General features: G+C 69.2%; 11 protein-coding genes. 7 read left to right on the top strand and 4 right to left on the bottom strand.

All coding sequences use genetic code 11. From position 1 onward, the window contains the following. Window positions 1–72: 72 nt before the first annotated feature. Both HNO80_RS12195 and HNO80_RS12200 read left to right on the top strand, forming a co-directional pair. Window positions 73–1,458: a glycine--tRNA ligase gene (locus HNO80_RS12195; RefSeq protein WP_175323122.1), complete on the top strand. Its 1,386-nt coding sequence runs from the start codon at window positions 73–75 to the stop codon at window positions 1,456–1,458. A gap of 2 nt (window positions 1,459–1,460) precedes the next feature. Continuing rightward, entirely contained in the window at window positions 1,461–2,468 is a 1,008-nt protein-coding gene (locus tag HNO80_RS12200) for a GNAT family N-acetyltransferase (RefSeq protein ID WP_175323123.1), read from the top strand. Window positions 2,469–2,547: 79 nt separating this feature from the next. On the opposite strand, the gene HNO80_RS12205 is transcribed toward HNO80_RS12200, so the two are convergent. The 4 genes from HNO80_RS12205 to HNO80_RS12220 all read right to left on the bottom strand — a co-directional run bounded on the left by HNO80_RS12205 (window position 2,548) and on the right by HNO80_RS12220 (window position 6,465). Then, a complete protein-coding gene (locus HNO80_RS12205; protein WP_349627346.1) occupies window positions 2,548–3,987 on the bottom strand; it encodes a short-chain fatty acid transporter in 1,440 nt (479 codons plus the stop codon). Window positions 3,988–4,060: 73 nt separating this feature from the next. After that, complete coding sequence (locus tag HNO80_RS12210) at window positions 4,061–4,900, bottom strand: lysophospholipid acyltransferase family protein (RefSeq protein ID WP_175323125.1); 840 nt, start codon at window positions 4,898–4,900, stop codon at window positions 4,061–4,063. Window positions 4,901–4,915: 15 nt separating this feature from the next. Then, window positions 4,916–5,725: a DUF1295 domain-containing protein gene (locus HNO80_RS12215; protein ID WP_175323126.1), complete on the bottom strand. Its 810-nt coding sequence runs from the start codon at window positions 5,723–5,725 to the stop codon at window positions 4,916–4,918. Beyond that, the gene (locus HNO80_RS12220) at window positions 5,725–6,465 is read right to left on the bottom strand and encodes an alpha/beta hydrolase (RefSeq protein ID WP_175323127.1); all 741 of its coding nucleotides are present in this window, start codon (window positions 6,463–6,465) and stop codon (window positions 5,725–5,727) included. Before HNO80_RS12220 ends, HNO80_RS12215 begins: the two co-directional genes overlap by 1 nt. A gap of 329 nt (window positions 6,466–6,794) precedes the next feature. Between HNO80_RS12220 and HNO80_RS12225 the strand changes: the two genes are divergently transcribed. The 5 genes from HNO80_RS12225 (at window position 6,795) to dnaG (ending at window position 14,243) form a co-directional block, all read left to right on the top strand. After that, window positions 6,795–8,168 carry an FAD-binding oxidoreductase gene (locus tag HNO80_RS12225; RefSeq protein WP_175323128.1) on the top strand — a complete coding sequence of 458 codons (1,374 nt, stop codon included), beginning with the start codon at window positions 6,795–6,797 and terminating at the stop codon, window positions 8,166–8,168. Between the two features lie 89 nt (window positions 8,169–8,257). Further along, complete coding sequence (locus HNO80_RS12230; RefSeq protein WP_175323129.1) at window positions 8,258–9,694, top strand: YibE/F family protein; 1,437 nt, start codon at window positions 8,258–8,260, stop codon at window positions 9,692–9,694. 92 nt (window positions 9,695–9,786) lie between these two features. Then, the gene (gene dusB, locus HNO80_RS12235; protein WP_175323130.1) at window positions 9,787–10,965 is read left to right on the top strand and encodes a tRNA dihydrouridine synthase DusB; all 1,179 of its coding nucleotides are present in this window, start codon (window positions 9,787–9,789) and stop codon (window positions 10,963–10,965) included. After that, complete coding sequence (locus HNO80_RS12240) at window positions 10,949–12,247, top strand: deoxyguanosinetriphosphate triphosphohydrolase (protein WP_175323131.1); 1,299 nt, start codon at window positions 10,949–10,951, stop codon at window positions 12,245–12,247. Before dusB ends, HNO80_RS12240 begins: the two co-directional genes overlap by 17 nt. Before the next feature lie 52 nt (window positions 12,248–12,299). Then, complete coding sequence (gene dnaG / locus HNO80_RS12245) at window positions 12,300–14,243, top strand: DNA primase (RefSeq protein ID WP_175323132.1); 1,944 nt, start codon at window positions 12,300–12,302, stop codon at window positions 14,241–14,243. The last annotated feature ends 30 nt before the right edge of the window (window positions 14,244–14,273 follow it).

The following is a 14,273-nucleotide window of genomic DNA, read 5'->3' on the forward strand; positions in this document are numbered from 1 at the left end:
CGGCAACCAGCCGGTGACCCGGGGCTGACAGCACGGACCGCACCCAGCGGCCCTGTAGAAATTGGAGTTCCCATGGCAGCAAAATCCGTACTCGACCAGATCATTTCCCTCGCCAAGCGACGGGGTTTCGTCTTCCAGGCCGGTGAAATCTACGGTGGCTCCCGTTCTGCCTGGGATTACGGTCCCCTCGGTGCCGAGCTGAAGGAAAACATCAAGCGCCAGTGGTGGCAGTCCGTGGTCCGCGGCCGTGAGGACGTCGTCGGCCTGGACTCCTCGGTGATCCTGCCCCGCCAGGTCTGGGAAGCCTCCGGCCACGTCGAGGTCTTCTCCGACCCGCTGGTGGAGTGCCTCTCCTGCCACAAGCGCTACCGCGCGGACCACCTCGAGGAAGAGTACGAGGAAAAGAAGGGCCGCCCCGCCGAGAACGGCCTCAAGGACATCGCCTGCGCCAACTGCGGAACCCGCGGCGAGTGGACCGAGCCCCAGGAATTCTCCGGCCTGCTCAAGACCTACCTCGGCCCGGTGGCCAGCGAAGAGGGCCTGCATTACCTGCGCCCCGAGACCGCGCAGGGCATCTTCGTGAACTTCAACAACGTGCTCACCACCTCGCGCAAGAAGCCGCCGTTCGGCATCGGCCAGATCGGCAAGTCCTTCCGTAACGAGATCACGCCGGGCAACTTCATCTTCCGCACCCGCGAGTTCGAGCAGATGGAGATGGAATTCTTCGTCGAGCCTGGCACCGACGAGCAGTGGCACCAGTACTGGATGAAGGAGCGCATGGCCTGGTACACCGGCCTGGGCATCCGCGAGGAGAACCTGCGCTTCTTCGAGCACCCGCTGGAGAAGCTCAGCCACTACTCCAAGGGCACCACGGACATCGAATACCGCTTCGGCTTCCACGGCTCCGAATGGGGCGAGCTCGAGGGCATCGCCAACCGCACCGACTTCGACCTCTCCACGCACTCGAAGGCATCCGGCCAGGACCTGAGCTACTTCAACCAGGCCACGAACGAGCGCTACACCCCGTACGTGATCGAACCCGCCGCGGGCCTCACGCGCTCCTTCATGGCGTTCATGATCGACGCGTACACCGAGGATGAGGCACCCAATGCCAAGGGCGGCGTCGACGTCCGCACCGTGCTCAAGCTCGATCCGCGCCTGGCCCCGGTCAAGGCGGCGGTCCTCCCGCTGAGCCGCAACGAGGACCTGTCCCCGAAGGCCAAGGACCTCGCCGCGCAGCTGCGCAAGAACTGGAACATCGAGTTCGACGACGCCGGCGCGATCGGCCGCCGCTACCGCCGGCAGGACGAGATCGGCACCCCGTTCTGCATCACGGTGGACTTCGACACGCTCGAGGACCAGGCCGTCACCATCCGTGAACGCGACACCATGAGCCAGGAACGCGTCTCCCTGGACAAGGTGGAGGGCTACCTGGCCGCACGGCTGATCGGCGCCTGAGCATGGCGATCGAATACCGTGAATGGCGCGAGGGCGACGACCTCGCGCTGCTGGAAGTGTGGGGCGGGCCGGAGACGGACCAGGCCCGGCAGTTCCGCGGCACCCTGGCGCCCTCGGGCAACGCCCCGTGGCGCCGCTGCATCGTGGCCGAGGACGTCGTCGACGGCGTCGCCATCCCCGTCGCAGCCGGCGTGGTCCACGAGGCCTCGCTGCACCCGGAACGCCTCTGGGTGTACGTCGAGGTAGCCCGCGACCACCGCCGGACCGGCATCGGCTCCACACTGCTGGGCATGCTCCGGCACGAGGCTGAACGTTCGCCGTCGGGCATCTCCCGGCTGCGGACCAAGGTGGAGCCGGGCACGCCCGGCGCCGCCTTCGCCGAGGCGGCCGGCCTCGCCCCGATCCAGCGTTCGCGCCTGGTGGTCGTGGAGCCCGGGGCCCTGAAGCTCCCGGTCTTCGGCGACGGCTCGGAGGCTGCGGCCTCCGAGCAGGTGGAGGACCTGGCCACCGGCTCGGTGGAGCTGAGCGACGTCGTGGGCCGGTATTACACCGCCGTGCACCACTGGGACAGCCCCGGCGAGCTCAGCATCGCCACCGTGCAGCGGCTCTTCCTGGACGATCTCAGCGGTGCGCACGGCGCGATTGTGCTGCGGGCGCCCAAGGCAAGTGCCTTCGGCGCGGGCGTGCCGGCCAGCAAGAAGGGCCGGCTCCAGGCGTTCGCGGTCAGCTACGCACAGGGCGCCCCGGAAATGGGCGGCCCCGAAGAGGGGCACGCGACGAAGGCCGGCGAACCCTCCGACGTGTTCCTGGGCCATGACCCGGAGCTGTCCGACGACGATGCCCGCGCCGCGGTCCGGGACCTGCTGGCGCTTATCGCGTACCAGTACCCGGTGCTGCTGGAACTGGACGATTCGATGACGGCCCTGCGCGCCGTCGTCGAGCCGCTGCTGGACAGCGGCAAGGCCCGGCAGTCCGGCGCGGACACCCTGATCGTCTCCGACCCCGCCTAGCCCCTAGATCGCAACTGACCCGCAGTTGTTGTCGCGTTGACGCGACAACAACAGCGGGTCAGTTCGGTTTAACCGGCGTCTAGGGGATCACCGGCGGGACGAACTGGAACGTCATCCCGAGCAGCCAGACCAGCAGCAGCACCACCGGCAGGTGGAAGACGAACTGCAGGAAAGTGAAGCCGACCAGGTCCCGGGCGCGCAGCTTCAGCACCGCGAGCAACGGCAGCATGAAGAAGGGGTTCACCAGGTTCGGCAATGCCTCGGCGATGTTGTAGATCTGCACGGTCCAGCCGAGGTTCATCTGCACATCGGTGGCGGATTGCATCACATAGGGCGCCTCGACCAGCCACTTGCCGCCGCCGGAGGGGACCAGCAGGCCCAGCACGGCGGTGTACAGCGCAATGACGACGGCGAACCCGCCGCCGCTGCCGATCTCCGAGAAGAATCCGGCGAGGTGCGCCGAGATGGACATCCCGCCGTGGCCGGTGGCCTTGGTAAGGATCGCCGCCATCGCCGCGTAGAGCGGGAACTGCACCAGGATGCCGGCGGTCGCCGGGACCGCCTTGGTGACGGCCTGCAGGAAGTTGCGCGGCGTGCCGTGCAGCACCAGCCCCAGAATGAGGAAGACCAGCAGGTAGCCGTTGAGGCTGCTGACCACGCTCAGGAACGGCTTGGTGAGGAACTGCGAGACCAGCCAGCCCAGGGTCAGGATGCCGGCGAGGACCGGCAGGATCTTGCTGTATTCGAGCCACTCGCCCGGACGGGACCGCGGCGCCGGTTCGCTCGGTTCGTCGTCGAGGTCGACGCCGAGATCCTCGGCGGTGCGGATCGCGCCGCCCTGCGGCGCCGAGAAGTGCGCGATCACCGTGGTCAGCGCCATCAGGATGGCCAGGGTCAGCAGTGACTGCCAGGTGAAGATCGTGGTGCCGAAGTCCAGGATGCCGGTGATCTTCAGCAGGGCCGGCGGCAGCGAAGCCGCCGTCGCCTGCAGCTGCGCGGCGGAGGAGGACAGGCCGAGCGCCCAGACGGCACCCAGGCCCATGAAGGCGGCCGCGCCGAGGGCCCGGTAATCCACGGTGAGGTCTTTGCGGCGGGCAATGGCGCGGGCCAGCAGGCCGCCGAAAATCAGGCTCAACCCCCAGTTCAGGAAGGAGACGGACATCGACATCAGGGCCACGAAGCTCACGGCGGTGCGGGCGGTGGCCGGGACCAGGGCCAGGCGGTTGATCAGCCGCGCAACCGGCGGGGACGTCGCCACGACGTAGCCGGTGAGGACCACCATGGCCATCTGCAGGGTGAAGGCGGTCAGGTCCCAAAAACCGTTGCCGAAGGAATCCGCGATGGACTGGGGTGAGGCGCCGATGGCCAGTGCGGCCAGGGCGATGATGATCACGCCGGCCAGGGCGAAGATGTAGGCGTCCGGGAACCATTTCTCGGTCCACGCGGCCATCCGTTGGGCTATTCGGGCGAGACCGCGTTCTTCGCCGATTCCGCTTTTCGTCAGGACTGTGTTTGCCACAGAGGGGTACCTCTCCATTGAGTGCGATTTTGTACCCGATGGAGTTTAGTCAAGTCGCTGGGGTGAACCGGGCTTATCGGCGCCGGCTGCGCGCGCGCCGCGGTCCCTCGGCCTCGTCCAGCCGCTGCCGCTCCTCCTCGGGAGGGGCCCCGCCGCCGAGCGCGGCCGGCATCCACCACGCGCCGGGCGCCGGTTTCAGGGGGAATTCCGCGATGCCGACGTCGATCCCCGCCTGGAGGGCTTCGCGTAGCGCCTCGGTAGCCGCCGGAACGTCCAGCCCGGGGCCCGGAGTGAAGGGTTCACCCACGTGCACGCGCACGGGTGCCCGCCAGGCGCGGAGTGGCGAGAATCCGTGGTGCCGGGTCATGATCCGGTGCGCGCCCCAGACCGAGACCGGGATGATGGGCACCCCGGCCTCGGCGGCCATCCGCACAGCGCCGGTCTTGCACTCGCGGACCTGGAAGCTGCGGCTCACCCCGGCTTCGGGCAGGATCGCGATGTATTCACCCTCGCGGAGCTTCTGCACGGCGGCGTCGTAGGCGTGCGCTCCGGTGTCATAGCCGACGACGACGTGCCCGGCGGCGCTGACGGCCGGCCCGGCGAACCAGTGGTCGGCCGCGCCCTGGGTGATCAGGAAGCGCATCTGGGCCCCGTTGTGCTGCCACAGCAGCAACTCGGCGAACGCGAAGTCGAGGTAGCCGAAATGGGTGATCGCGACGACGGCGCCCGTCCCCGGGGCGGGGTGCCGCGAGGCGCCTTGCGGGGCGCCGTCGCGTGCATTGTCCGGCAGCGCCGGAGGCAGGTGCTCCCGTCCGGTGACAACGACCCGGATCCGGAACAGCCAGCGCAGCGCCTGGCCGGTCCGGACGATGACGCGGTAGAAGCGGTCACTGGGCGCGGGCCGCCAGCTCACGTCGAACCGCGCATCTCAGCGGTCCGCCGGCCGGCGCGGCGGCCAGGGCAGGAAACCGGAGGTCGATTCGACGTATTCCTTGTAGCCGGGCCGGGCGGACATGGCCTTCTCGGTCAGGGGCTTCCCGGTCTTGCCGGCCAGCGTCCAGATCATCAGCGCGGGGGAGAGGATGGTCAGCACGCCGGGCCAGGAGTCCGCGGCGACGAGGAACAGCCCGGCCCAGACCGCGGCGTCGCCGAAGTAGTTCGGGTGCCGGGTGTAGCGCCAGAGACCTGTGTCCAGGACGGTGCCGCGTCTGGCCGGATCGGCCTTGAACTGTGCCAGCTGCCAGTCGCCGACAGTCTCGAAGACGAAGCCGACAATCCACAGCAGGACACCCAGCAGCGCCAGCCAGCCCAGGGCGCCGGTACTGAACATGCCGACCTGGATGGTGAGCGAGACGAAGAACATCACGACGCCCTGCGGCAGGTACACCCGGCGCAGCGCGTAGGTGTTGCGGGAGCCGGGGGCGGAGGAGAGCATGTCCACGTAGCGCGGATCCTCATGGCCGCCGCGGGCCCGGAGACCGATGTGGACGGCCAGCCGGATGCCCCAGACCGTCACGAGGGCGAGCAGCAAGAGGCGGCGGCCGCCGTCGCCGTGGCCTGCGGACAGCGCAAAGGAGACCGCGGCTGCCACCACAAAGCCGAGGCCCCAGACGGTGTCGATGACCGAGTGTCGGCTCTGGCGCACGGCGATGGCGAAAGTCACGGCCAGCAGGGCCACCAGTCCCAGCGCTACCCAGGGCAGGCTGGCCAGGAACGCGTCCAACGGGAAGGCCGGCATCAGAGCACCACCGGGAGGCTGGCCGCGGCGGGGAGGACCTGGCGGAGCGCGTCCGTGCCGGGGAGCTCAGTGCCGGCGCTGTTGCCGAAGGCGTCAAGGATGAAGCCGTTGGCGAGCGAGTTCCAGAGCCGGACCCGGCGGAACATGAAGTGGCCGGCGCCCTTGAGCGAGACGTAGTCGATCGACGCCGCCACGCCCTCTGCGCGCCGGGCATAGGCCAGCGAGTTCTTGGGACTCGTCCAGCGGTCCTCGCTGCCGTGCACGATCAGGACACGGCGCCCGGCGACGGGTTCCACCGGGGTGGACCGGTCCAGCCACGGGGCCAGCGCGACGACGGCTTCCACCTGCGGGTTGTCCGCGACGCAGAGCGCGGTGAGGCCGCCCATCGAGTGGCCCAGCAGGTACACGGGCACGCCGGGATGTTCGCGGCTGATCTGGGCGAGTGCCCAGCGGGCGTCCTGGACCGGGGACATGTCCGGCCCGTTCCAGCCCCGGTACCGGTTCCGGAGGGTCCAGACGGCCAGGCCGTGCGGGGCGCCCTCGTTCCGGAGCGCCTGGGCGAAGGGCAGCATCCTGGCCGGGCTGAGGTGCCGGGCGCGGACTGCCTCGAAGCTGTCCGCTCGGCCGCCGTGCAGCACCAGGGCGACGCCGCGGGTCTCCCCGGCGGCGTCCGCGATGCTGAGCTCGGCGCGGGCCGCCGGGCCTGCCCCGGCCGCCTGGTGCTCCCGGTCGTCTGTCATGCGTCTGGCCACGTTTGTGTCCTCCACCTCGTTTGGTCCCTGCAATTACCAACAATAAGTTGCGCTGCGGCGTTCCCGTCAGCGTTTCCCCGCCGGTTTGCACGCGTATTCCCACAGGTCATTCGCGGCCGGGTGGCCGGGGGATGGGCCCGGCAACGGCGGACGTGGCCGGGCCTCCTGCCGCGAACCCGGGGGCACCGGCCCGGACCCCTTGACGCGGTCCGGCCGAAGGAGTATTCCTGTGCTCGTAAACCTCCGGGCGCCATGCCGGCTGGGAGCACAGAACACCGTCCGGGTCGGAAACCACGACGAAATCGACGGTACAAAAAATGGATGGAACCGACTTCGAGAGCCTGCGCGGCCAGGTCCGCGGGCAAGTCATCACGCGCGGCGACGCGGACTATGACGAGGCGCGGGCGGTGCAGAACGGCATGATAGACAAGCGACCCGCGGCGGTGGTCCGCGTGTCCCAGGTGGCGGATGTGATCGCATCCGTCAACTTCGCCCGGGACAACGGCCTGGCCCTGGCTGTCCGCGGCGGAGGCCACAGCGGCCCGGGTTTCGGCACGGCGGACGACGCGCTCGTGATCGACTTCGCCCGCACCCGCGGGGTCCGGGTTGATCCTGCAGCCAAAACGGCCCGGACGGAGGCCGGCGCCACCTGGGCGGACTTCAACCACGCCACCCACGCCTTCGGGCTGGCGACCACCGGCGGCGTCGTCGGTTCCACCGGCGTGTCAGGGCTGACCCTCGGCGGAGGCATTGGGTACCTCGACCGGAAATACGGGCTCAGTTGCGACAACCTCCTCTCGGCCGACGTCGTCACCGCGGAAGGAAAATTCGTCACGGCGAGCGAAACCGAGAATGACGATCTCTTCTGGGCGTTGCGCGGCGGCGGTGGGAACTTCGGCGTCGTGACCTCGCTGGAGTTCCGCGTGCATCCCGTGGACATGGTCCACGCCGGCATCATCATTTTCCCGGCGGAGCACGCCGAAACGGTGGCGAAGTTCTACCGTGAGCACATGGCGTCAGCGCCGGAAGAGTTCGGCGCCTTCCTCGCCTTCCACCAGGGCCCGCCCGTCCCGTTCCTCCCCGAGCAGTGGCACGGGAAACCCGTCTGCATTGTGGTCGGCATGTGGACCGGTGACCCCGCCGAGGGGCCGGCCCGGTGGCAGCCGTTCCTCGACGCGGCGCCAGTGGCCGGATCCATGGTGGGCCCCATGCCTTACCCGGCCTTGAACTCGGCCTTCGACGGCATGTATCCCAAGGGGCTCCTGGCCTACTGGAAAGCGGCCTTTCTGACCGAACTCAACGACGGCGCCATCGAGGCCCACCTCGAGTACGGCCGCCGGGTACCCAGTGTGCAGACGGCCGTGCACATCTACCCGATCGACGGGGCAGTGCACCGGGTGGGCGTCACGGACACGGCGTTTCCCAACCGGAACGCCAAGTTCTCCCCGGTCATCGCCTGCCACTGGGAGGATCCGGCGGACAGCGAGGCGAACATCGCCTGGGTGCGGGACTACGCAGCGGCGCTGCAGCCCTTCTCCGAGACCGCGGGCTACATCAATTTCATGGACGGCGATGATCTGGGCCGGGTCCCGGACAACTACGGCCCGAACTACGCCAGGCTGAGGGAGGTCAAGGCCAAGTACGATCCGCAGAACCTGTTCCACGTCAACCAAAACATCGCGCCTGCCTGACCCGGCGCCGCCTGCCTCTCCGGAGGGCGCATACGCAGCCGACACGGCCGCGGACACCGTAGAGTTTTCGGCATGAGGTTGAACTGCTGATGGGCGCCGGACATTCACACACGACCCAGAGGCACCTCGACCCGACTCCCCGGGCGCTCGCCGCGCGGAAGAAGGCTAACTGGATCCTGGCCGCCGTCCTGGTGCCGCTGACCCTGCTGACCATCGTTGCCATGGTGTTGCTGTGGCCCTCGGGCAGCAAGGAAGGCATCAAGCTGTCCAGTCCTTACGCGGCCGCGCCGGGCGTCAGCTTCGACACCGGCAAGATCCAGCGCGTCGTCGTGGCCGGCTGCATGGACGGCGCCGCACAGCCGGGCGCCCCGGCCGGAGCCGCGCCCGGGGAAGGTTCGCAGTGCACCTTCGCCTACACGGACCCGGACAAGGGCGGCAACCCGGTCAAGGTGGTGATCAACCCCGACGTCGCCAAGTCCCACGGCGTCAAGGTCGGCGACAACATCCGCTACCTGAACCTATCGAAGGCCCAGGGTGCCGCCGCGGGAGGCGCGCCCGCGTACGTGTTCGTCGACTTCGTCCGGACGCTGCCGATCATCCTGCTCGCCGTCCTCTACGCCGTCGTCGTGATCGCGGTGGCGCGCTGGCGCGGGCTGCGCGCCCTCATCGGCCTCATTGGCGCCTATGCGGTGCTGGTCTCTTTCCTGCTTCCGGGCCTGGTGGAAGGCAAACCGCCGCTGCTGCTGGCGCTGGTCGGATCCACGGTGATCATGATCGGCGTGCTCTACTTCGCGCACGGCTTCACCGCGCGGACCTCGACGGCGCTGTTGGGGACGATGTTCGGCCTGGGCATCACCGCCGCGCTCGCGGCCTGGGCCACCGACGCGGCGAACCTCGCAGGGGTGGGGAACCACGACGCCGCCACACTCGCCAACGTCTCGGACCACATCTCGATCTCCGGGATCATCCTGTGCGGGCTCATCATTTCCGGGCTCGGCGTGCTCAACGACGTGACGATCACCCAATCCTCCGCGGTCTGGGAGCTCTGGGAACTCGCGCCCGGGACGTCCGCGCGGAAGCTGTTCGCCGCGGCCATGCGGATCGGCCGGGACCACATCGCCTCCACCGTCTACACCATCGCCTTCGCCTACGCCGGGGCGGCCCTGCCGATCCTGATCATCGTGATGCTCTACGAGCGCCCGCTGGGCGACGCGCTCACCAGCGCCGAACTGTCCGAGGAAGTGATCCGCACGCTCGTCGGCTCCATCGGTCTGGTCCTGGCGATCCCGGTGACCACGCTGATCGCGGTGCTCGTCGTCAAGGCCACCGGGCTGAAGGGCGGGATCGCGGCGGACGACGGCGGCCGCCGCGCCGTTGCTCCCGCCGTTGCTCCCGCCGGGGGTTCGCCCGACGGCGGCTCGTCCGATGGGGGCTCAGGCGATGGGGACTCGGCCGACGGGGGCTCATTCGACGGGGGCTCGGCGCCGGCGAGCCGCCGTGGCCGACGCGCCGCCGTGCCCGGCTGACCGGGCCGCTGCGAGTCGCCCGGTACACGCCGCGATTTCCACATAGCCGGCCTGGATCCCGCCGATTTGCCCGGCTTTGAGACAATGGACGGGTGACTGTTGTAGCAACGCCTCCCGCCCCCAAGCTGGAACTGCCGCCCCTGAAGCTGGGCCCCCTCACGGTGGACACCCCCGTGATCCTGGCTCCGATGGCGGGTATCACCAACTCCGCCTTCCGCAGGCTCTGCCGTGAATACGGCGGAGGCCTGTATGTGGCGGAGATGGTCACTTCCCGCGCCCTGGTGGAGCGCACGCCCGAATCGCTGCGCATCATTTCGCACGACGAGGACGAGAAAGTCCGCTCCGTCCAGCTCTACGGCGTGGACCCGGTGACCGTCGGCCAGGCCGTCCGGATGCTGGTCGAGGAGGACCGCGCGGACCACATCGACCTCAACTTCGGCTGCCCGGTGCCCAAGGTGACCCGGCGCGGCGGCGGCTCGGCGCTGCCCTGGAAGACGGACCTCTTCACCTCGATCGTCCAGACCGCGGTCAAGGAAGCGTCCAAGGGCAACATCCCGCTGACCATCAAGATGCGCAAGGGCATCGACGATGACCACCTCACGTACCTTGACGCCGGCCGCATTGCCCGCGACTCCGGCGTCGCCGCCGTCGCCCTGCATGGCCGCACCGCCGCGCAGTTCTACTCCGGCAAGGCCGACTGGTCCGCCATTGCACGGCTGCGCGAGGCGCTCCCGGACATCCCGGTCCTCGGCAACGGCGACATCTGGTCCGCCGAAGACGCGGTGCGGATGGTCCGCGAGACCGGCGTGGACGGCGTCGTGGTGGGCCGCGGCTGCCAGGGCCGGCCCTGGTTGTTCGGCGATCTCATGGCTGCCTTCGAGGGCAGCGACGTCCGCCACACCCCGGCGCTGCGCCAGGTGGCCGAAAGCATCTACCGCCACGCCGAACTGATGGTCGAGACCTTCGGTGACGAAGGCAAGGCGCTGCGGGAGATCCGCAAACACATGGCCTGGTACCTCAAGGGCTACGTGGTGGGCAGCGAGCTGCGGAACCGGCTGGCGCTGGTAACAAGCCTCGAGGTGCTCCGCGGCACCCTCGACGAACTGGACCTCGATTCGCCCTACCCGGGCGCCGACGCCGAGGGCCCGCGCGGCCGCGCCGGTTCACCCAAGAAGCCCGCCCTGCCCAAGGACTGGCTGCTCAACCGCAGCCTGGACTCCGAACAGACCCGCGACATCTCCTTCGCCGAACTGGATGTTTCCGGTGGCTGAAACCAGGACGAGCGCGCCCGTGCTGGACGGCTACGTGGACCGCGACTGCGCCCGCTGGGTCGAGGAACCGCCCAAGAGCACCTACCGGTCCGACTTCGAGCGCGACCGCGCCCGCGTGCTGCACTCCTCGGCGCTGCGCCGGCTCGGGGCGAAGACCCAGGTGGTCGCCCCGGACACGGATGACTTCGTCCGCACGCGGCTGACCCACAGCCTCGAGGTGGCGCAGGTGGGCCGTGAACTCGGCCGCGCCCTGGGCTGCGACCCCGACGTCGTCGACACCGCCTGCCTCAGCCACGACCTGGGCCACCCGCCGTTCGGCCACAACGGCGAATCGGCCCTGAACGAGGTCGCGCACGCGATCGGCGGCTTCGAAGGCAACGCCCAGACCCTGCGCCTGCTGACCCGGCTGGAGCCCAAGGTGCTGGCCCCGGACGGCCGCCCCGCCGGCCTCAACCTGACCCGCGCCAGCCTCGACGCCGCCGCGAAATACCCTTGGTCGGCCGAGAACGCCCCGGTGATCCACGGCCAGCGCACCAGCAAGTTCGGCGCCTACGAGGACGACCTGCCGATCTTCGACTGGATCCGCGAGGGCGCACCCGAGCGCCGCTCCTGCCTGGAGGCCCAGGTCATGGACCTCGCGGACGACATCTCCTACTCAGTGCACGACGTCGAGGACGCGATCGTCGCCGGGCACTTCCAGCTGCGCTGGATGGACAATCCCGACCACCGCGCCCGGGTAGTGGGCTACGCGAAGCAGTGGTACCTGCCGCACAACGATCCAGCCGCCATCGACGCCGCCCTGGCCCGGCTGGAGGCCACGAGTGTCTGGGTCCGCGAGGCCGACGGCAGCCGCAAGTCCATGGCGGCCCTGAAAGACATGACCAGCCAGCTGATCGGCCGGTTCTGCCAGAGCGCGCTCGAGACCACCCGTGCCGTCTACGGCCCGGAAAACCTCACCCGCTACAACGCCGAACTCATCGTCCCGGACGAAACCGTGATGGAGATCGCCGTGATGAAGGGCCTGGCCACCACCTTCGTGATGACCACCGAACACCGGCAACCCATCTACGAACGCCAGCGCGAGGTCCTGCATGCGCTGGTGACCGCGCTCAGCGCCAGCGGCGACCGCCACCTGGAGCCGATGTTCGCCGCCGACTGGCGCGCCGCGGAGGACGACGGCGCCCGGCTGCGCGTCGTCATCGACCAGGTCGCTTCGCTGACCGACGGCTCCGCGCTGGCCATGTACGAACGACTCGTCGGCAGCCTGCCGTCGCTGTGGTGACCGGAGCCATACGCCGCCGATCGGCGTCGTACCCGGGTACTAGGATGGCACTGTGGCCGGCCTGATCAAACGTGAAGACATCGACGAGGTACGCCAGCGCACCGACATCAAGGAAGTCGTCGACGGCTACGTGACCCTCAAGGGTGCCGGGCTGGGGTCCTTCAAGGGCCTGTGTCCCTTCCACGACGAGCGCTCGCCCTCGTTCACCGTGCGCCCCCAGGTGGGCCGCTACCACTGCTTCGGCTGCGGCGAAGACGGCGACGTCATCTCCTTCGTGCAGAAACTCGACCACACCACCTTTCATGAGGCCGTGGAAAAGCTCGCCGCCAGGATCGGCTACGAACTGCGCTACGAGGACGGCGGCTCCGGACCCAACCGCGAAGAAATCGGCCGCCGCCAGCGCCTGCTCGACGCGCATAAGATCGCCGACGAATTCTTCCGCGCACAGCTGCTGACCCCGGGCGCCACCGAAGGCCGGAACTTCCTCTACGGCCGCGGCTTCGACCGCGCCGCGGCGGAACAGTTCGGCGTCGGCTACGCCCCGCAGGGCTGGGACTCGCTGCTCAAGCACCTCCGCGGGCGCGGCTACACCGACGCGGAACTCAAGCTCACGGGCATGTTTTCCGAGGGCGGTCGGGGGATCTACGACCGTTTCCGCGGCCGGCTGATCTGGCCGATCCGCGACATCGCCGGCGACACCATCGGCTTCGGCGCCCGCAAGCTCTACGAGGACGACCAGGGCCCCAAGTACCTCAACACCCCCGAAACCGCGCTTTACAAGAAGTCGCAGGTTCTCTACGGGATCGACCTCGCCAAACGGAACATCGCCAAGGAACGCCAACTGGTGGTGGTTGAGGGCTACACCGACGTCATGGCCTGCCACCTGGCCGGGATCACGACGGCGGTTGCCACCTGCGGCACGGCTTTCGGCACCGAGCACATCAAGATCGCCCGCCGGCTGCTCTCCGACGACGGCAGCGGGGGAGAAGTCATCTTCACCTTCGACGGCGACGCCGCGGGTCAGAAGGCGGCACTGCGCGCCTTCGAGGAGGACCAGCGCTTCGTGGCGCAGACCTACGTCGCCGTGGAACCCGGCGGTTCCGACCCCTGCGAGCTGCGCCAGGCCAAGGGCGACTCCGCCGTCCGGGACCTGATTGGCACCCGCCGGCCGCTGTTCGAATTCGCGATCCGCGCCAGCCTGAGGCGGCACAACCTGGACACCGTCGAGGGACGGATCGCGGCCCTGCGCGAATCGGCTCCCGTGGTCGCCCAAATCCGTGATGCCGGCATCCGGCCCGCCTACGCCCGCGAACTGGCAGGCTGGCTGGGCATGCCGGTCGAGGAAGTCAGCCGGGCCGTTGGCGCCGCGGCTAAACGCAACGCCCAGGGGACGTCCGGAGGCGCCGGGCAGGGCTACGGCCAGGGCCATGGCCAGAACCAGACGAGGTCCGCCGGACCGGCCCACGGGGCCGCCCCGGGCGTGGCGCCCCTGCCGCCGTCGGCCACGCTGCCGGCCTTTAACCGGCCCGACCCGCGCGATCCGGTGGCCGCGATGGAACGCCAGGCACTCGAAGTGGTCCTCCAGCAGCCTGCGATCCTTGAGGGGGCGACGTGGCTGCGTTTCTCCGAGGCGCGGTTCTCAACGCCGGCCTACCTCGCGATCCACGAAGCGATCCGGGCCTCCGGCCAGGGTTCCATCGGAGACCCTGCACGGTGGGTGGAGCAGTTACTGCAGGAGGTCCCGGAGCCGCTCCGGCCGCTCGTGTCCGAACTCGCCGTCGTGCCGTTGCCTGCAAGCACCGCCGAAGCAGTCCAACGCTACTGCCGCGATATTCTGGCGCGGCTGTTCGAGCTGCAGATCACCCGGGTCAAGGCCGACAAGATGGGTCAGCTGCAGCGCCTCGATGCCACGGCGGACCCGGAGGCATTCCAGCGGCTGAACCGTGAACTCATGGAGCTGGAGATGCAGCGGCGCTCGCTCCGCATGGACTCCTGATTGTCCGCGCAGGATGTCCTGGCTGGAGCC

The sequence above is a fragment of the Arthrobacter sp. C9C5 genome (assembly GCF_013359735.1).
GTDB lineage: Bacteria > Actinomycetota > Actinomycetes > Actinomycetales > Micrococcaceae > Arthrobacter.

Coding starts and splice junctions, on each gene's coding strand:
- HNO80_RS12195 (WP_175323122.1), top strand. CDS start 73: ATGGCAGCAAAATCCGTACTCGACCAGATCATTTCCCTCGCCAAGCGA.
- HNO80_RS12200 (WP_175323123.1), top strand. CDS start 1,461: ATGGCGATCGAATACCGTGAATGGCGCGAGGGCGACGACCTCGCGCTG.
- HNO80_RS12215 (WP_175323126.1), bottom strand. CDS start 5,725: ATGCCGGCCTTCCCGTTGGACGCGTTCCTGGCCAGCCTGCCCTGGGTA.
- HNO80_RS12220 (WP_175323127.1), bottom strand. CDS start 6,465: ATGACAGACGACCGGGAGCACCAGGCGGCCGGGGCAGGCCCGGCGGCC.
- HNO80_RS12225 (WP_175323128.1), top strand. CDS start 6,795: ATGGATGGAACCGACTTCGAGAGCCTGCGCGGCCAGGTCCGCGGGCAA.
- HNO80_RS12230 (WP_175323129.1), top strand. CDS start 8,258: ATGGGCGCCGGACATTCACACACGACCCAGAGGCACCTCGACCCGACT.
- HNO80_RS12240 (WP_175323131.1), top strand. CDS start 10,949: ATGTTTCCGGTGGCTGAAACCAGGACGAGCGCGCCCGTGCTGGACGGC.